Source organism: Streptomyces malachitofuscus (assembly GCF_055571035.1).
This window is the reverse complement of sequence record NZ_JBVIGA010000021.1, coordinates 154,708-171,045: the sequence shown is the minus strand read 5'-3', so window position 1 is coordinate 171,045 and position 16,338 is coordinate 154,708. Positions and strand designations below refer to the sequence as shown.

Sequence of the window (16,338 nt, the reverse complement as noted above, 5' to 3'; positions counted from 1 at the left end):
AAATAGAACCTTTCGTAGAGGAGGGGGATGCGAGTGGGGGAAACAGGGGGAAGGAGAGGCCCGCGGACACATCGACCCACCACCCCCCCCCCCCCACCCACCCCCCACACCCCCCCCCCCCCCCCGCCGTCCTGCCGCTGGAGCAGGAGTGCGCGGGATTCAGGGAAGGATCTTGTCCAGGGCGGCGGGCCCCTCCTCGGCGAGCTTCCGCTCGGCCCATTCGAGGTTCTGCGGGGTGAGGTCCTTGCCGGAGGCAAGAACCAGGTCCTCCGGCGACACATCGGTGCCGGTGCGGGCGTGGAGCAGGCTGTCCGGGGTGGCACGGTCCTCGGGCTGCCGGGACGCGTCGGGCTGGGACGTCGACATCTTCTGGCTCCTCGGGTCCGGGATCACGGTTGCGGCCCCGGTGCTGTCATCGGGTCCGATACTCACCATTCAACGCGGGAGCCCGCCGTGCATCCGGAACGCTCGCGGCACCGCGGTGAAGGGCCGCCTCCTGGCCCCCGGGGTACCTTCCCGGCCCCGGGGGAAACCTGCCGGATGAGGCCCTAGAAGGCCGTCAGGGTCAGCCGCAGGCCCGTCGGCGCGGTGTCCTGGATGTACGAGGCGAAGTCGGCCACGTCGTCGAAGGCGAAGCCGTACGCCCGGCCGTCCTCCGTGGCCGCGTGCATGGCCTTGGAGTAGTGGTTGGTGATCTCGGTCCGGTAGAAGACCGAGGGGTCGGTGGTCGGCTGGTCGGGGTGGCTGAGCAGCGTCGACCGGTTGAAGCCGGCGCCGAGCACCGCGGCGACCGGACCGGTGGTGCCGTCGTTGGGGGCGGCGAGGGCACCGTCGCAGAAGAGGACGTCGCGCGTGGACGGCTTGCCGAAGGAGACCTGCGCGGGCCCGTCGAAGGTGAACCGGTCACCGCGCACCCGGCCGGTGAACGTGCCCGCGTTGGTGGTGACCTTGAGGTCGCGGCCGGTGTAGGTGCTCCACACCTCGTCGATGTACGGGGCGAGGTAGTCCTCGGCGAACAGACCGGCGTCCAGACCGTGGCCGGGGGCGATGATCCGCGTGTCGTCCACGACCAGCCGGGAGAACGCCTCCACCTCCTTGACGGCGGCGAACGCGGCCGCGCGCCCGCCCTCGCGGACCGTGCCCGTCGTCTGGTCCTTGGAACCGGTGAGCTTGATGCTCAGCGGCACGCTGAACATGTCGACCATCGTCGTGTTGCAGAACATGCCCGAGGAGTTGTAGGTGAACTCCGCGCAGTCGTGCAGCACGCCGTAGTTGGGGTCCGAGGTGACCCAGCCGGCCGGGTACTGCAGTGCGGCGTTGCCGTTGCCGTCGGTGACCGCCTTGAACTTGAGCTTCGCGCCGAGGGAGACGTAGATCCGGCCGGACATGTACGGCAGGGAGAGCTTGGTCTCGCCGCTGCCGGACAGGCTGATGGCGTAGTCGGTGAAGCCGTCGGGGCCGTTGTCGGAGGCGGCGACGGGCACGACGGTGCCCTCGGGGGTGAGCCGCACCTGACGGCCGTCCGCGTTGCCGACGACGTAGAGGTGCACGTTGGCGTTGTCGAAGGAGCCGCTGTTGTTGACGATCGTCAGCGGCAGGGATCCGGCCGCTGCCGGGCCGGCCTTCGGCTCTTCGGACTGGTCCGCCAGCGCGTGCGGGGCGATCGCCGCCGCCGCGGGGAGGGCCACGGCGGCTCCGCCGAGGGCGAAGAGGACCTTGCGGCGGCCGAGGGTGCGCTGATGACGAGGAGTCATGTGGGGGTCTCCTGTAGGACTCGTGCGGGTTCCTGACCGCGCCGGCCGACGTGGGGAGGAGGGCGGAGAGAGCGCTCTCAGGACGTACGCCGGGCCGGTGCGCGGGGTCGATGGTAGGGACACCAATGAACCCCCGCCACCGGTCCGACTTGTCCTCAACCTGCCCTGACCTGCGGTTACTTGAAAGGGCGACGAAGCGTCCCCGATCACTTAACCGGCCTTTAAGGGGCTCTTAAGCCGGCCGCGCCGGGATGACACGGAGCGCGTCCGGAGCGCTCCGTTCCGCAGCCGGCGGACGCGCGCTCCGCGGGCGTGCTCAGGGCGTCCCGCTGTCCAGCAGGGACTCCGCCGTTGCCAGGATCCGCGTGATGCGGAGGCCGAACGCCGCGTCACAGGGGTGCGGGATGCCGGTCCGGGCCGCGGTGAGCAGGGCGTCCAAGGCCCGGGTGACGGCGGGGACGACGCCCTCCGATGCTTCCGGGAGCAGGGTGACCCCCGCCTCGCCGCGCAGTTCGACGGTGGCGCCCGCCGCGGCCGGGGGCGCGGTCAGGCTCAGGGTGAGACTGCTCGACGCGCCGCTCTCGTGGTCGAGGACCAGATGGACGGTGTCACCGGGGCCGTATGCCGCCGCCGTCACCCGCCGCGGCTCGCCGAGCACCGGAAGCAGCACGGACAGGGCGTGCGGGCCGACGTCCCACAGGGCGCCCTTCTCCCGTCGCCAGGGCGAGGCGGCGAAGGGGCTGTCCGTGGCGGTGAACACCGCCCCGAGCCACTGCGCCCGCCCGGTGAACCAGCCACCCGCGCGGGCCTGTTCGCCGATCCATGCCTCAGGACCGGGCTGGAAACGGGTGGTGAAGAAGACCACCGAGGCGACCCCGGCCCGCTCGACGGCCCCGACCACCGCCCGGCCCTGGGCGACCGTCGGTGCGAGCGGCTTGTCGAGCAGCAGATGGCACCCCGCCCGCGCCGCGCGCACGGCCAGTTCGGCCTGCACCGCCGGCGGCAGCGCGACGGCGACCGCGTCCACGTCGGCGAGGAGCGCGTCGAGGTCGTCGTAGGCCCGGGTGCCGTGCAGTACGGCCAGCTCCGCGGCGGCGTCCGCACGGCGGCCCCACACGCCGGTGAGGTCGAGGTCCGGGTGCCCGCTCAGGGCGGGGGCGTGTGCCGCCCGCGCCCAGGGGCCGGTGCCCAGCAGTCCGATCCGCATGCCGCCGCCTCTCCCGCGGGCCGGCATCCGCCGGACCCGTGCCCTGATCGTGCTCGGGTCAGCACGATGATCCCTGCCGAAAGGCCATGTCAACAGCGAGCCGCCGGGAGAGAGGGGCGTGGCGGGCGCGGGACGGGGGCGGTCCCGTGCGCCCGCTCGCCGTGAGGCGTGTTCAGTCCCCGGGCTGGTTGATGTTGACCATCCAGGGAATGCCGAAGCGGTCCGTGCACATCCCGAACACGTCACCCCACATCTGCTTCTCCAACGGCACGGACACCGAGCCGCCCCCGGACAGCTTGTCCCAGTAGCCGCGCAGGGTGCCCTCGTCCTCGCCGCTGAGGCTCACGGCGAAGTTGTTGCCGGGGCTGTGCTCCATGCCCGGCGGCATGTCGGCGCCCATCAGGGTGAAGCCCTCGGCGGTCGTCAGCATGCCGTGCATGATCTTGTCGGATCCTTCGGCGCCGGGCTGCCCGGCCTCCCCGAAGGTGTTGAGGCGCAGCTCGCCGCCGAAGACCTCCTTGTAGAACTCCATCGCCTGCCGCGCGTCCCCGTCGAAACTCAGGTACGGGTTGAGAAGTGAGGCCATACATACCTCCCGAAAACGGTGCATGGGGTGGACTGCGCGCAGCGTAGCGCCGGGCTCCGGTGCCCGCGCGGCGGGCGCCGATGCCGAGGGCCCCGCGATTCAGCGTTCCGCCTGCTGAATGCGTTCGCATCCTTCTATTGGATTTCCGGCCGCCCCGGGACCAGGCTGGTACGCGCTTTCCACCACCCGTCGCAGCCACAGCCGGAAGAGGTCGCTTCCCCATGCACACCCGCCGTATCGGTGATGTCGAGGTCGGTGCCGTCGGCCTGGGCGCGATGCCCATGTCGATCGAGGGCCGCCCGGACGAGGCCCGCTCCCTGGCCACCCTCCATGCCGCCCTGGACGCCGGTGTCACGCTGATCGACACCGCGGACGCCTACCACAGGGACGCCGACGAGGTCGGACACAACGAGACCCTGATCGCCAAGGCCCTCGCCTCCCACGACCGCGGCGGCGACGTCCTGGTCGCCACCAAGGGCGGCCATCTGCGCCCCGGCGACGGCAGCTGGACGCTGGACGGCAGCCCCGCCCATCTGAAGCGGGCCTGCGAGGCGTCACTGCGCCGGCTCGGCGTGGAGGCCATCGGGCTCTACCAGTTCCACCGGCCCGACCCCCGCGTCCCGTACGCCGAGTCCGTGGGCGCGCTGCGGGAACTGCTGGACGAGGGGAAGATCCGCATGGCGGGGATCTCCAACGCCGACCCGGACCGGATCAGGGAGGCCGACGGGATCCTCGGCGGTCGGCTGGTCTCCGTGCAGAACCGGTTCTCCCCGGCCTTCCGCTCCAGCGAGCCGGAACTGGAGCTGTGCGGCGAGCTCGGCATCGCGTTCCTGCCCTACAGCCCGTTCGGCGGCATCGCCCGGGCCGGTGACCTCGCCTCCGACCACGCGCCGTTCGCCCGGGTCGCCCGGGCGCACGGGGTGAGCGCGCACCAGGTGTGCCTGGCCTGGATGCTCGCCAAGTCGCCGGTGGTCGTGCCCATTCCGGGGGCGAGCCGGCCGGAGTCGGTCCGTGATTCGGCCGCGGCCGCCGGCCTCGAGCTGAGCGCCGAGGACATCGCGGAGCTGGACGCCGCCTGAGACGGTGCCGCCCGTCTCGCGCGACGGACGCGGACGGCGGCCCCTCGCGCTCCGGGTGTACTCCTTGCGCACAGAGGGGCAAGCGCTTGCCCGCGGCTCGCGCCGCACCCGCCGAGCAGGCCCACAGGGGAGGACCACCGCCGATGACGACCACACCGGAACGACCGCTCGACCACCGTTACCGGGGCGAGCATCCCGTCCGCACCCTCGCCTATCTGTTCCGGGCGGACCGCGGCCGGCTGGCCGGCGCCGTCGTCGTCTTCACGGTCAAGCACAGCCCCGTCTGGCTACTGCCGCTGATCACCGCGTCGATCATCGACACCGTCGTCCAGCACCAGCCGATATCCCGGCTGTGGACCAGCACCGGCATCATCATGTTCATCCTGCTGGTCAACTACCCGCTCCATGTGCTGTACGTCCGTCTGCTCCACGGCAGCGTCCGCCGCATGGGCACCGCGCTGCGCTCCGCCCTGTGTACGCGCATGCAGCAGCTCTCCATCGGCTACCACTCCCGGATCAGCACGGGCGTGCTCCAGGCCAAGGTGGTCCGGGACGTGGAGACCGTGGAGCAGATGGTGCAGCAGACCGCGGAGACCGGGCTGGGCGCGCTCACCGTGCTCACCGGCGGGCTGGTCATCATCGCCGTCCGCACCCCCGAGTTCCTGCCCGTCTTCCTGGTCGTCGTGCCCGCCGCCGCGCTGCTCGTCGCCCGGCTGAGGGCCCGGCTGCGCACCCACAACGAGCACTTCCGCCACGAGGTGGAGACCCTGTCCTCCCGGGTGACGGAGATGACCCGGCTCATCCCCGTCACCCGCGCCCACGGCCTGGAGGGCAAGGCGCTGCGCCGGATGAACGGCACCCTCGACCGGCTGCTGACCTCCGGGATGCGCCTCGATCTGGTCAACGGCCGCTTCGGCTCGCTGGCCTGGGTCGTCCTGAACGTGGTCGGCGTGGGCGTACTGGCCGGCGCCGCGCTCATCTCGTACTACGACGTCTGGGGCGTCACCGCGGGGGACGTCGTGATGCTCAGCGCCTTCCTGACCACGCTCACCAACTCGACGACCACACTGGCGGGACTGGCCCCGGTCATCACCAAAGGGCTGGAGTCCGTCCGCTCGGTCGGCGAGGTGCTCCAGGCGCCCGAACTGGAGGACAACGAGGGCAAGGCGGGGCTCGGCGGCCTGCGCGGCGCGATCACCTTCGAGAACGTCGGCCACGCCTACGACACCGGCGGGCGGCCGGCCGTTCGGGACTTCACCCTCGATGTCGCCCCGGGCGAGACCATCGCCCTGGTGGGCGCCTCGGGAGCGGGCAAGTCCACGGTGCTCAACCTCGTCATCGGCTTCGTCCGGCCGACCTGGGGCAGGCTGCTGCTCGACGGCACCGACATGAACAGTCTCGATCTGCGCACCTACCGTCGCTTCCTGTCGGTGGTGCCCCAGGAGTCGGTCCTGTTCGACGGCACCGTCAGGGAGAACGTCGCCTACGGCATGGACGACGCCGACGAGGAGACGGTACGGGCCGCGCTGCGCGACGCCAACGCGCTGGAGTTCGTCGACCGGCTGCCCCAGGGGCTCGACACCCTCGTCGGGGAGCGCGGCGCCCGGCTGTCCGGCGGTCAGCGCCAGCGCCTGGCCATCGCCCGCGCCCTGATCCGGGACCCCAAGGTGCTGGTGCTGGACGAGGCGACCTCGGCACTGGACACCCGCTCGGAGGCGCTGGTGCAGGAGGCCCTCGCGCGGCTGCTGCGCGGGCGCACCACGTTTGTCGTGGCGCACCGGCTGTCCACGGTGCGCGGCGCCGACCGGATCGTGGTGATGGCGGACGGTCGCATCCAGGAGATCGGAACGCATGAGGACCTGCTGCGCCGGGGCGGGGCGTACACGGCGCTGCACAGCGGCCAGGTGGCCTGAGCGCCCCGGTCAGGGTGCGACTGTTTTTGGTCAGTTGCGGCCACTTGAGCAATCGGGATGAGTGCTTCCGTCTGGTTCGGGCATACGCAGCGAAAAACCAGAGAGGGGTGCATTCGTGCTCGGACCGGACCCGAAGGTCGTCAGACAGCTGCTGACGCGGTACGCGACGCTGCAGATCGCTCAGGCGGAGCGGCATACGCCCGCGGCGGCACGCGAGCTGAAGGAGGTCAGCCACACGCTCTGCGTGATGATGGGGGCGTCCGGTGTCCACGACGCCATAGCGCAGGCCGACGCGCTGCTCGTCCGCGCCCGGCCCGCACCCGGCCGCGCCGCGCAGGCGGACGGCGAGAACGGCCTGTCCCTGGCCGTCTGAGCACCCGGGCCGCTCGGCTCTCCGGGCGGGGAACCGTTCACGACCTGCTCGCGGTGACGGCGCGGCGCCCGTTGAACGACGAGCGGTAGGCGTACGGCGTGGTGCCCACCACCTTGCGGAAGCGCTCGCGGAACGCCGTGGGCGATCCGAAACCGGCCTGCTGCGCGATCCGTTCGACCGTGTGGTCGCTGTTCTCCAGCAGGTACTGGGCGCGCCGCACCCGGGCCCGCAGCAGCCACTGCAACGGCGTGGTGCCCGTCTGCTCACGGAACCGCCGGCTGAAGGTGCGCTCGCTCATCCCCGCGCGGGCCGCCATCGCCCCGAGCGTCACCTCGTGGGCCAGGTTGTCCTCGATCCAGTCCAGCAGCGGCTCGAGAGCCGACCCTCGGGGCACGGGCGGGTGTTCGTGCACGATGAACTGGGCCTGGCCGCCCTCCCGCTCCAGCGGCATCACCGACATCCGGGCGGCGTTCGCGGCCACGGCCGAGCCCAGGTCCCGGCGGATCATGTGCAGGCACATGTCCAGTGCGGCGGCGGCGCCGGCCGAGGTGAGGATCTGGCCGTTGTCGACATAGAGCACGTCCGGCTGCACATCGACGCGGGGGAAGTCCCGGGCGAGCCGGCCGGCGGCCACCCAGTGCGTGGTGGCGCGCCGACCGTCCAGCAGCCCGGCCTCCGCCAGCACGAAGGCGCCCACGCACACCGAGGCGATCCGGGTGCCGGCCGCGGCCGCCCCCCGCAGCGCGGCGAGGACCGCGGGGGAGGGCGGCGGGGCGTCCTCGCCTCGGCCGGGGACGATGACCGTGTCGGCGTCGGCCAGCGCCTCCAGGCCACGGTCGACGCGCAGGCCGAAGCCGCCGTCCGCGGTCACCTCCGGCCGCTCGGCGCACAGCCGGACCCGGTAGGGGTGCCGGCCGTCGGGCAGCCGCGTCCAGTCGAAGACCTGCATGGGCGCCGCCATGTCGAACGGCACGACGCCATCGAGAACCAGAATCGCCACGGAGTGCATGACCGCCACGATAGACGGGTTCCCGCCATGCTCCTGAGCGGGTCCTCCGGCCGACGACGTTGCCAAAGCGCGGTGAACGCGGCTGGCGGGAACTCGTTGGAAGCTGTCGTTTCAGCCCCTGGGTGATCTTCGATGAGGCCCCTAACGTGAGCCCGGCACCGCTGATCACACCAAGGAAAGAGTCCCGGTGACCAAGTTCCTGCTGTCCCTCCACGTCCTGGCGGCGATCATCGCCGTCGGCCCCGTCACCGTCGCGGCCAGTATGTTCCCGCCGGCCGTACGCCGCGCCGCCTCCGCGGGGGGCGACGGGTCCGCCCCCAAGGGGGTCACCACCGTCGCACTGCTCCACCGCATCTGCCGGGTCTACGCCCGGATGGCGATCCTCGTCCCCGTACTCGGCCTCGCCACCGCCCTCGCGATGGGCGTGCTGGGCGACGGCTGGCTCATCACCTCGATCACCCTGACCGCGGTGGCTGCCGGGGTTCTCCTCGCCTTCGTGCTCCCCCGTCAGGACGAACTCGTCGAGCAGCTCGCCGAAGACCGGCCGGTCGACCGGCAGAGCACCGTTCAACTCGCGATGTTCACGGGGGTGTTCAACCTCCTCTGGGCGACCGTCACGGTCCTGATGATCGTCCGCCCCGGGTCGACGACGGGCGCCTGACCGCCCGGATCCGCCCGCCGTCACCGCAATGCGCGGCAGATCCCGTGTGACCGTTCCGTGTCACGTCGTCCCGGGGAAGTCGCACGTCGCACCGGACGGACGCCTACACTCGGCAGTCGCGTCCCCGCACCGGGGCCGCCGAGCAGAAAGGCACGTTGACGGGTGTTCCAGGATTCCCCCATCTACGACCGACTCATCGCGGAGTGCGGCGACGTGCCCGCACAGGTCCGCCGCGAGGCCGAACGCGTGAGCCGGGAGCTGGAGTCGGTCATGCGGCCCCTGCGGTCCGGCGGCTTCGGTCCGGGTCCCGACCGGCCGCAGTCCCCGGGCAACGGCTGGCAGCGCACCGCCCTGCTGCCCGGACCGCGGCCGCACTGACCGCGTGTGACGGTCACTCATCGCACCGTGGTGCTCGCCCCGTTGAGCTCCGCGGGCTCGTCGGGAATGGGGCGGGACAGCCACTCCGCGATGGTCCGCGCGATCGGCTGTTCCGTCTCCACCTCCACGAACCCGAACTGCCCCGACTGATTGCACTCCAGAAACCACCACGTCCCGTCGGCGTCCTCGGCGAAGTCGAATGCCCCGTACGCCAGTTCTGCCCGGCGCATGTAGGTGCGAACGGTGTCGGCGGTGCGCGCCGGGACCTCGACCGGCTCCCAGGGTGATCCGGGCGCGGCGAAACGCACATCCACCTCCTCCGGATCCGCGTCCGGCGGCGTCGCCTTGCGGGCCGCCAGCAACCGTTCGCCCACCACGGTCAGCCGGATGTCGGCCCGCTTGGCGACCCGACGCTGAAGCAGCGTCGGCCCGAACGCGACCGCCGAGAAGTCCGCGTCCGGCGCCACCCGGCTGGTCGGCACGGCCCTCGGCGGATCCTGCGGATGCGCACCCGACACCGGCTTGACCACCAGATCGGGGAACCGCTCCGCGAACTCCCGCGCCGCCCGCGGGAACGTGGTGATCACCGTGGCCGGCACGGGCAGGCCGCAGCGCTGGGCCAGCCGCAGCTGCCACGGCTTGTGGCGGGCCTGCCGGGCCGCGTCCGGATGGTTCATCCAGCGTGCGTCGCAGCCGCGCAGCATTCCGTAGAGCGCCTGCGAGGCCTCCTCGGTCAGCCACGCGGAGGGCTGCGGCGCGCGCCCGGCCGGGGTGCCCGGCCGGCGCACCCAGACGGACCGCAGCCCGCCGATGCTCACCAGACGCCCCCCGACGGAGAGATGGCCGCGGAACCGGCCGTGGACGAACTCGCCGGACAGTGAGACGCCGTCGGTCAGATCGGCCGGGTCGAGGCGCACCACGGGCACTCCGGAGCCGTTCAGATGGACGACCACCATGTCGGCGGTGACGTCCTCCTCACAGGTGAGGATCAGCACGGTCATCGTCTACGGTCCGCGTTCAGTCGTCGAAGTGGGTCTTGGAGCCCGCGGTGGACGTCGTGGTCCCCACCTCACGCAACAGCGCGTGGTCGCAGGCGGCGATCCGTCCGTCCCCGAGTACGTTCAACTGCAGTCCGGAGTCGTACGCATACGGAGTGGCAACGGCCAACTCAACTGCCGGGCGTGCGTAGTTGAGCGCGAACGGTTGCATCGTGTCTCCCTCGTCGGTGCTGCGCCGACCAGGCAACGGCCCGCTGTGGCCCGCCGCTTGGTCCGCCGACTTCTTTCGGCTTCCAGAGACTTATACGAATCGAACGGGTGGTTGGTTTCCTTACGGAGCGTAGTCATCGGCGGGTTGCCGTCCCGACCGCCGCGAAGGCGCTCCGGGCAGTCCCGCACCGAGGGAGCGACGCATGGTGCGCAGAGCGAGCAGAAGGACGCCGATGTCGTCCAGGTAGACCGGATCGGGCAGCAGGTCGGCCGGCAGCACCAGGTACAGGACGGCACCCCAGAAGACCCAGCGCGGACCCGTGGGCAGTCCCGCCCGTCGCAACTCCTGCCGCGTACGGACCAGACGGACCAGGACGGTGACGGCTCCGGCCAGCACCGCGGCCGCGAGGATCGCGGCGACGGTCAGCACGACAGTGGTCGACTCCAACGTCGCTGCCCTCCTTCCGATGACCGGAGCGCCGCGGCCCCGCCGGCCGCGGCACAGCCCTCTCCGGTCGGATTCCCGCTGACGGCCCCGGTATGGCGGCGGGGACCGGCCATGCGCGCACGCGTCCGATGCCCTGCCGCATCCCCGCGAAACGCCGGATCGCCGCAGGTCATCCCGGTGGCCCAGTCAAGTGGCAGCCAGGTGGGGGGATGCCTAGTAATGGTCATCAGCCTTCCTCATGGAGCCGATCATGACCACTTTGCCTTCGTCATCTCGCTCGAACGAACCGGTCATACCCTTCGGAGCGGCCGGGGCCCCGCCCACCGACGGCACGGCCGCCGCGACCGGCACCCAACGGTCCGATCCGCCCCGAGCGCCGCTGGCGGCGGGCCACGCGGCAGCGGAGGACACCGGGCCGCCGCGCGATCCGGTCGCCACCGTCGACCTCGTGGACCCCGTCGAGCACACGGGGCGCTCGGACCCGCCGGGCCCCGGCGCCCCGGCGGCGGGCAGGCCGTACGGCGATCCGGTCGGCGACCTCGTCCACGCGGCCGTGGCGGACCGTCCCCTCGAGGAGGTCGTCGACCTCATCACCGCACTGGAACGGTCGCCCCAGCACACGAGGGCGGTCGTCGACGCTCTGCGCGCCGCCGGGATCGACCGGTCCGTGGAGGACGTCACCCGGCTCGTCGCGCTGCTGACCCGGGAGCCCCGCGACGTCGGCAGCGCGGACGAGACGATCCGCGCGGCTGCGGCGCACCGCTCCGTCGAGGACGTCACCCTTCTGGTGGCGCTGCTCCACAACGAGCCGCTGGCGCCCCACTGCCGTGAGGAGGCGCTGCGCGCCGCCGCGACCGGCCGCTCCGTCGACGAACTGGTCGAACTGATCGACCGTCTGGCCGTGCACCGGCCGCCCGAGCACCTGCGCCGGCCGGCGCCGGAGGCGCACCGGCTCGCGGACGGGAGCGGCGAGAGCCCGCAGGACGGCCGCCGCTTGGACGGCGCACCCGCTCCCGCCCCGCGCGCCGGATTCCGCGTCGGCCGCCGGCGGCCCGCCGTCCGCGACGGCGCACGACGGACGCGGCGCCCGCGCCGTCGCCCCGCGGCAGCCGCCCGCCGCAACCGCACGCCGCGGCCGGTGGCCCGGCCCGTGATCTGGTCGAGCTGGCTCGTCGCGGTGGCCCTCGCCGTGTGCGCGGTGACCCACTTCCCGCTGCAACAGGACAGCGTCCCCCTTGGCCTGCACGCCTTCGCCGTCGGCCTGTCGGTCCTCTGCACGCTGCTGGCGCTGATCCTGGTGGTGCGTCCCGGTGCGGTGGTGCTGGCGGTGGCGGTCGTGGTGCCGACCGCCCTCGCCGCGGCCCATGCCTACGGCGGTACCCTCCCGTCGGCCGTGCTGCCCCGCGCGGTGGACCTGGCGCTCGCGCCCACCTGGCTCGCCACCTCCGCCGCCCTCGCGGCCGCGCTCCTGGCACTGACGGCCCTGGTCGTCCGCGTGGCCTTCCCCTTCCCGGGCGCCCGCTGGAGCCCCTGGCCGCCCCCGGAGCCCCACCGCGTGGCCGAAGCGGGGGAGTGACCGCCGACACCGGACGGCGGCCAGGGCCGTTCGGATCGGCCTGGCTGTGGCCGGCGGTGCGTCTCGGCCGAACCGGGCGGGGTCCGGTGCGTGCGGCTGTGCGTGCCAGGCCCCGCGACGCCAGGGTGATGCAAACGACAGGCCCTGGACGGCCGTTCGCCCGGTGTCCCGCCGCGCGGCGGGACGTGCCTCCTCGCCGGTGCGGTGAACCGCGGGCCGCTCAACGGTCGGACGTCGTGGGCTGCCGTTCCGGGGCCGGTTCCCCGGCCTCCCGGGCCGGGTCCCGGCGGGTCCTGGTGCTGCCGGACCTCAGACGTTCCAGGGTGCGGGTCAGGTGCTGCAAGGGCGTGGAGGCCGTCCGGGGCGCGGGCGGCTGCGCGATGGCCGGGGTGCCGGCCGCGTCCTGGTACGCGGCCAGCGCCTCATGGGCCCGTTCGGCGGCCTCCCGGTACAGGTCCCTGGACTTCGTCATGGCCTCCAAGGCCTCGGCGTACATCGCCACCAGCGCGCGCTCCCGCTCCAGTTCCTCCTCCGGGGTCAGCAGGTGCCAGTCCTCCCGGAGCGCCGTCAGCGCCTCCCGCGCACCTTCCGGCAGTGCCCGCGGCAGTGCGTCGAAGCGGGTCACCGCGTCGACGAGACCCGCCGGTTGTGTTCCGTCCAGGAACACCGCCCGTACGGCGAAGGCGTCGGCGGTGTAGCCCTCCGGGGCCGGAGTGCCCGGCAGCACCACGGCACCTCCGCGCGGAACCTGCACTCCGAACTCCCGCAGCGCCCAGTTCGCCACCCGCGACTGCTGGGGGGTGGCCCGGTGCTCCACGACCCGGTGCCGCAACCCCGGCGGCAGCCAGCTCGCGAGCGGCACCCGGCCGCGCTCGTCCGTGGTCATCGCCTCGTGGACGACCACATGGATGTGCCACGCGTCGCGTGCGCAGTCGCGCAGCAGCCGTCGTACGGCCTTGTCGTCCTCCGGGAGCGGATTGACCTCCCCGACGCGCAGTCCCGTCGCCGCGTCGTGGTGCCAGTCGGTGTCCGCCTCGCGCTCCCAGAACATCCCGGTCGGGGACGGCCAGGCCTGCTGCCAGGGCTCCTCGGCCTCCGCGACCAGGGTCCACTCCCGGCCCCGGTCCGTGGCGGGCGCGAGGCTCAGCCGGGCGCGCACGGTGACCTCCCCGGCGACCCGCGTCCGGGATTCGAATACCAGGTCGGGTGCGGTCTCGGCGGCGGGGAGTTCCAGGAAGTCGTCGATGTACCCGCCGTCCTTGAGGCGGCGCAAGCCGCGCCGGAGGGCCTCGTCGGCCCCGCCACCGGTGTGGCGGCCACGGGCCGGCCAGACCGTGGTGGGGATCGTGGGGCGGGCTGTGGAGGAGTTCGGCATGGGTCCATTGGTGAGCGGGGGCACGTGCTCCTGCCAGTATCGTCGCCGACGGCCTGCGCCATGACGCGGGGCTCCGCCGGAACGGCGGGTCCGGCCCGCGCCTACCCGCCTCGTACGGCCCTCATGTGGGATGAGTGCGCGGCGTGTCGCGCGCGGGGTGTGCGCGGCGCGCACGTGGTGATGTCCGTTCACCCGTGTCCGGGCGGTACGAACATCATCACAATGGTCCCGCGAGCAGGGCCGGCCCACCATCCGCATCGGGGCCGGCCCTGTCCGCACCGGCACCGGACCGCCGACACCGTCTCGGGGCAAAGTCCCGGACCCTACCAGTGGCGGGTCACGTCTGTCGCATATTCCCCAGGAAAACACCAAAGCTCTCACCTCGGTCGAGCACACACCGTAGCGTCGACGTCACGTTCGCGGTACAGCCGTGCGAGGAGGGGGATCCGGCGTGCCCGGAATCGACGAAAGTCTGCTGGAAGCCATGCGACTGCCCGGGGCGCGCGGTGCCCTGGTGGCCGACTGGATCAGCGGGCTCGCCCTGGGCGCGGTGGGTGACGCACCGGGCGGCGACGCGGAGGCCACGGCCGCGGAGACCGCCGAACTCGCCCGCCAGGCCATGGAGAGCGGCACCCTCGCCTCGGCCGACGGAGGCGGGAGGGGAACGGCCGGCGGGGCACCGCCCGTCGAGGACCTGATCCTCACCGGCGCGGACGCGTACCACCTGCTGCGTTTCGTCGTCACGACCTTCGACAGCACCGTGTTCCTGTACCTGTGGCTCGACCGCGCCGACGGCAACCTCGCCCTGGCCCGCATACGGCTGGCCGAGATGGCCGACCGGCTGGTGCTCGGATGACCACGGCGGAACGCACGGACGGATCCGCACCCGAGCTGCTCGGCACCCTCGCCGCCGACCACGCCACCGGGGCGCTCTCCACGGAGTCCGGGATCTTCTACCTCGCGGCGGGACATGTCGTCCACGTGGAATCCGCCCACAGCCCCGATCTCGGCGACCTGCTCACGCGCAGCGGCGCGGTCGCGCCGTCCGGCTGGTGGGAGGCGGTCCAGCGGGCGGGCGCCGCGCACCAGGTGGGCCGCCGACTGGTGGACAGCGGACGCCTGACCGCCGGCGCCCTGGAACTGTGCCACCTGGGCGCGCTGTTCGACGCCGCGTACTTCGCGCTCGCCCACGACGGAGCCGCGCTCCGCTTCCGCCCGGGCGTCGCACACTGGTTCGGCGCGGTGCGTCCCGTGCCCGTGGCCACGGTGCTGCGCGAGTCCCGGCGCCGCGTCGACCTGCTGCACCGCATCTGGCCCGACCCGGCCGTCGACACCGCGCCGCTCACCCGCGCCGCCGGCGCCGATCCCGCCGGGCTGCCGCCCCGCCGCGGTCGCACCCTCGCGCTGGTCGACGGGGGCCGCACCGCCGCGCAGATCGCCTCGGCCCTCGCCCACCGCACCTTCCACACCCTCGTCGAACTGCGCCGTCTGGCCGCCGACGGGCTGGTCACGCCCGCGCCACCACCCCCGCCCGCCACGCCCGTGCACCCCGTCCCCGACGCGGGCGGCACGGCGTGGGACGAGCCCGACACAGCGCTGCTGAGACGGCTCCTGGACGCCTTGGAGGCACTGTGATCCGCGCGCGCCGGCAGCGTGCCGAAAGGAGACTGCTCATGGCCGTCGAGACCGACGTGCTGGACGAACTGCGTCGGCTCCGCACCCGCATACCCCGGCTGGCGGGCGCCCTCGCGGCCACCGTCGACGGACTCGTCCTCGCCCACGACGTCCCCGACACCGAACCGGAAGGGCTGGCCGCGCTCACCGCCGCCGCGCTCGGCGTCGCGTACCGCCTGACCGACGCGGCCGCCCGCGGCGAGTTCTGCGAGCTTATCGTGCGCGGCAGCCGGGGCTACATCGCCACCTACGCGGCCGGCCCCACGGCCGTCCTCACCCTGCTCGCCGACGACCGGGTCAATGTGGGCCGGCTGCACCTGGAGGGCCGGCGCAGCGGCGCCCGGATCGCGGAGCTGGTGGATACCCACGTCGGCCCGGGCGGGGGCCGGCACGCCGACCGGCTCGCCCCCCGCGAGCTCCCCGCGCGGGCACCGGACATGGATCCGGCCCGGCCCATCGGCACCCTCCCGGTGCGGACCCCGCAACTGCCCGCACACCGGCCCCGGACCCAGCCCGGCGGCTGAACACCGGCTTTTCTCCCGGCCGGACGCCTTCGCACGAACCTGCGGCCGGCCCGAACAACCCATCCCGACGGAAAGGACACCACTCATGGCCAACACCGAGACCTCGCTCAAGGAATGCCTCAGCTCGATCGACGGCGCCACGGCCGTCGCACTCGTCGACTACACCAGCGGTATGGCCCTCGGCACGCTGGGCGGCGGCAAGGACTTCAACCTGGAGGTCGCCGCCGCCGGCAACACCGACGTGGTCCGCTCCAAGCTGCGGACCATGGAACACCTGGGGCTGAACGACGAGATCGAGGACATCCTGATCACCCTGAGCAGCCAGTACCACCTGATCCGCCTGCTCAAGGGGCGCGGCGGGAACGGTCTCTTCCTCTACCTGGTGCTCGACGCGGGCCGGGCCAACCTCGCCATGGCCCGACACCAGTTGCGCCGTATCGAGGCCGATCTGGAGGTCTGAGCCGGCCGCGGGGGGGGGGGGGGAGAGGGGGGGGGGGGGGGGGGGGAGGAGGGAGGAGGGGGGGGGGGGGGGGGGGGGGGGGGGGGGTGTTTTCCTTCTCCTTTTTCTTCTTC

General features: G+C 72.9%; 19 protein-coding genes. 10 read left to right on the top strand and 9 right to left on the bottom strand.

Annotated elements, in window-relative coordinates; genetic code table 11:
* Window positions 1-159 precede the first annotated feature (159 nt).
* The 4 genes from ACZ44S_RS28105 to ACZ44S_RS28090 form a co-directional block, all read right to left on the bottom strand.
* Complete coding sequence (locus ACZ44S_RS28105; RefSeq protein ID WP_190162528.1) at window positions 160-366, bottom strand: hypothetical protein; 207 nt, start codon at window positions 364-366, stop codon at window positions 160-162.
* A gap of 182 nt (window positions 367-548) precedes the next feature.
* Window positions 549-1,754: a glycoside hydrolase family 64 protein gene (locus ACZ44S_RS28100; protein WP_466933753.1), complete on the bottom strand. Its 1,206-nt coding sequence runs from the start codon at window positions 1,752-1,754 to the stop codon at window positions 549-551.
* A gap of 316 nt (window positions 1,755-2,070) precedes the next feature.
* Window positions 2,071-2,961 carry a Gfo/Idh/MocA family protein gene (locus tag ACZ44S_RS28095; protein ID WP_466933751.1) on the bottom strand — a complete coding sequence of 297 codons (891 nt, stop codon included), beginning with the start codon at window positions 2,959-2,961 and terminating at the stop codon, window positions 2,071-2,073.
* A gap of 172 nt (window positions 2,962-3,133) precedes the next feature.
* Window positions 3,134-3,547, bottom strand: coding sequence for a VOC family protein (locus tag ACZ44S_RS28090; protein ID WP_466933749.1), 414 nt, complete (start codon window positions 3,545-3,547; stop codon window positions 3,134-3,136).
* Between the two features lie 221 nt (window positions 3,548-3,768).
* Between ACZ44S_RS28090 and ACZ44S_RS28085 the strand changes: the two genes are divergently transcribed.
* The 3 genes from ACZ44S_RS28085 to ACZ44S_RS28075 all read left to right on the top strand — a co-directional run bounded on the left by ACZ44S_RS28085 (window position 3,769) and on the right by ACZ44S_RS28075 (window position 6,912).
* A complete protein-coding gene (locus ACZ44S_RS28085; RefSeq protein WP_466933747.1) occupies window positions 3,769-4,626 on the top strand; it encodes an aldo/keto reductase in 858 nt (285 codons plus the stop codon).
* A gap of 143 nt (window positions 4,627-4,769) precedes the next feature.
* Window positions 4,770-6,539 carry an ABC transporter ATP-binding protein gene (locus ACZ44S_RS28080; protein WP_466933745.1) on the top strand — a complete coding sequence of 590 codons (1,770 nt, stop codon included), beginning with the start codon at window positions 4,770-4,772 and terminating at the stop codon, window positions 6,537-6,539.
* A gap of 115 nt (window positions 6,540-6,654) precedes the next feature.
* Complete coding sequence (locus ACZ44S_RS28075; RefSeq protein WP_466933743.1) at window positions 6,655-6,912, top strand: DUF5133 domain-containing protein; 258 nt, start codon at window positions 6,655-6,657, stop codon at window positions 6,910-6,912.
* A gap of 37 nt (window positions 6,913-6,949) precedes the next feature.
* Here the strand turns inward: ACZ44S_RS28075 and ACZ44S_RS28070 are convergent, their stop codons facing one another.
* On the bottom strand, window positions 6,950-7,921 hold the full coding sequence (locus ACZ44S_RS28070) for a GlxA family transcriptional regulator (RefSeq protein ID WP_466933741.1): 972 nt from the start codon (window positions 7,919-7,921) through the stop codon (window positions 6,950-6,952).
* Window positions 7,922-8,108: 187 nt separating this feature from the next.
* Between ACZ44S_RS28070 and ACZ44S_RS28065 the strand changes: the two genes are divergently transcribed.
* On the top strand, window positions 8,109-8,582 hold the full coding sequence (locus ACZ44S_RS28065; protein ID WP_466933739.1) for a hypothetical protein: 474 nt from the start codon (window positions 8,109-8,111) through the stop codon (window positions 8,580-8,582).
* Between the two features lie 162 nt (window positions 8,583-8,744).
* On the top strand, window positions 8,745-8,960 hold the full coding sequence (locus tag ACZ44S_RS28060; protein WP_190162537.1) for a hypothetical protein: 216 nt from the start codon (window positions 8,745-8,747) through the stop codon (window positions 8,958-8,960).
* A 17-nt stretch (window positions 8,961-8,977) separates the two neighbouring features.
* Here the strand turns inward: ACZ44S_RS28060 and tgmB are convergent, their stop codons facing one another.
* The 3 genes from tgmB to ACZ44S_RS28045 form a co-directional block, all read right to left on the bottom strand.
* Window positions 8,978-9,961, bottom strand: coding sequence for an ATP-grasp ribosomal peptide maturase (gene tgmB, locus ACZ44S_RS28055; RefSeq protein ID WP_466933738.1), 984 nt, complete (start codon window positions 9,959-9,961; stop codon window positions 8,978-8,980).
* A 16-nt stretch (window positions 9,962-9,977) separates the two neighbouring features.
* Window positions 9,978-10,169, bottom strand: a complete 192-nt coding sequence (gene tgmA, locus ACZ44S_RS28050; protein ID WP_004935783.1) for a putative ATP-grasp-modified RiPP — start codon at window positions 10,167-10,169, stop codon at window positions 9,978-9,980.
* 120 nt (window positions 10,170-10,289) lie between these two features.
* The gene (locus tag ACZ44S_RS28045) at window positions 10,290-10,616 is read right to left on the bottom strand and encodes a YkvA family protein (RefSeq protein ID WP_466933736.1); all 327 of its coding nucleotides are present in this window, start codon (window positions 10,614-10,616) and stop codon (window positions 10,290-10,292) included.
* Window positions 10,617-10,866: 250 nt separating this feature from the next.
* Here ACZ44S_RS28045 and ACZ44S_RS28040 point away from each other — a divergent pair, with 250 nt between their 5' ends.
* Window positions 10,867-12,192 carry a hypothetical protein gene (locus ACZ44S_RS28040; protein ID WP_466933735.1) on the top strand — a complete coding sequence of 442 codons (1,326 nt, stop codon included), beginning with the start codon at window positions 10,867-10,869 and terminating at the stop codon, window positions 12,190-12,192.
* 220 nt (window positions 12,193-12,412) lie between these two features.
* Here ACZ44S_RS28040 and ACZ44S_RS28035 read toward each other — a convergent pair whose 3' ends face one another.
* Complete coding sequence (locus tag ACZ44S_RS28035) at window positions 12,413-13,567, bottom strand: hypothetical protein (RefSeq protein WP_466933734.1); 1,155 nt, start codon at window positions 13,565-13,567, stop codon at window positions 12,413-12,415.
* A gap of 451 nt (window positions 13,568-14,018) precedes the next feature.
* Here ACZ44S_RS28035 and ACZ44S_RS28030 point away from each other — a divergent pair, with 451 nt between their 5' ends.
* The 4 genes from ACZ44S_RS28030 to ACZ44S_RS28015 all read left to right on the top strand — a co-directional run bounded on the left by ACZ44S_RS28030 (window position 14,019) and on the right by ACZ44S_RS28015 (window position 16,225).
* Complete coding sequence (locus ACZ44S_RS28030) at window positions 14,019-14,423, top strand: hypothetical protein (protein WP_466933732.1); 405 nt, start codon at window positions 14,019-14,021, stop codon at window positions 14,421-14,423.
* Window positions 14,420-15,202 carry a hypothetical protein gene (locus ACZ44S_RS28025; RefSeq protein WP_466933730.1) on the top strand — a complete coding sequence of 261 codons (783 nt, stop codon included), beginning with the start codon at window positions 14,420-14,422 and terminating at the stop codon, window positions 15,200-15,202. The genes ACZ44S_RS28030 and ACZ44S_RS28025 overlap by 4 nt, the downstream gene beginning before the upstream one ends.
* Before the next feature lie 38 nt (window positions 15,203-15,240).
* Window positions 15,241-15,765: a roadblock/LC7 domain-containing protein gene (locus tag ACZ44S_RS28020; RefSeq protein WP_466933728.1), complete on the top strand. Its 525-nt coding sequence runs from the start codon at window positions 15,241-15,243 to the stop codon at window positions 15,763-15,765.
* Between the two features lie 85 nt (window positions 15,766-15,850).
* Window positions 15,851-16,225: a hypothetical protein gene (locus ACZ44S_RS28015; protein ID WP_466933726.1), complete on the top strand. Its 375-nt coding sequence runs from the start codon at window positions 15,851-15,853 to the stop codon at window positions 16,223-16,225.
* Window positions 16,226-16,338: the final 113 nt, after the last annotated feature.

Coding starts and splice junctions, on each gene's coding strand:
- ACZ44S_RS28105 (WP_190162528.1), bottom strand. CDS start 366: ATGTCGACGTCCCAGCCCGACGCGTCCCGGCAGCCCGAGGACCGTGCC.
- ACZ44S_RS28100 (WP_466933753.1), bottom strand. CDS start 1,754: ATGACTCCTCGTCATCAGCGCACCCTCGGCCGCCGCAAGGTCCTCTTC.
- ACZ44S_RS28095 (WP_466933751.1), bottom strand. CDS start 2,961: ATGCGGATCGGACTGCTGGGCACCGGCCCCTGGGCGCGGGCGGCACAC.
- ACZ44S_RS28090 (WP_466933749.1), bottom strand. CDS start 3,547: ATGGCCTCACTTCTCAACCCGTACCTGAGTTTCGACGGGGACGCGCGG.
- ACZ44S_RS28085 (WP_466933747.1), top strand. CDS start 3,769: ATGCACACCCGCCGTATCGGTGATGTCGAGGTCGGTGCCGTCGGCCTG.
- ACZ44S_RS28080 (WP_466933745.1), top strand. CDS start 4,770: ATGACGACCACACCGGAACGACCGCTCGACCACCGTTACCGGGGCGAG.
- ACZ44S_RS28070 (WP_466933741.1), bottom strand. CDS start 7,921: ATGCACTCCGTGGCGATTCTGGTTCTCGATGGCGTCGTGCCGTTCGAC.
- tgmB (WP_466933738.1), bottom strand. CDS start 9,961: ATGACCGTGCTGATCCTCACCTGTGAGGAGGACGTCACCGCCGACATG.
- tgmA (WP_004935783.1), bottom strand. CDS start 10,169: ATGCAACCGTTCGCGCTCAACTACGCACGCCCGGCAGTTGAGTTGGCC.
- ACZ44S_RS28040 (WP_466933735.1), top strand. CDS start 10,867: ATGACCACTTTGCCTTCGTCATCTCGCTCGAACGAACCGGTCATACCC.
- ACZ44S_RS28035 (WP_466933734.1), bottom strand. CDS start 13,567: ATGCCGAACTCCTCCACAGCCCGCCCCACGATCCCCACCACGGTCTGG.
- ACZ44S_RS28025 (WP_466933730.1), top strand. CDS start 14,420: ATGACCACGGCGGAACGCACGGACGGATCCGCACCCGAGCTGCTCGGC.
- ACZ44S_RS28020 (WP_466933728.1), top strand. CDS start 15,241: ATGGCCGTCGAGACCGACGTGCTGGACGAACTGCGTCGGCTCCGCACC.
- ACZ44S_RS28015 (WP_466933726.1), top strand. CDS start 15,851: ATGGCCAACACCGAGACCTCGCTCAAGGAATGCCTCAGCTCGATCGAC.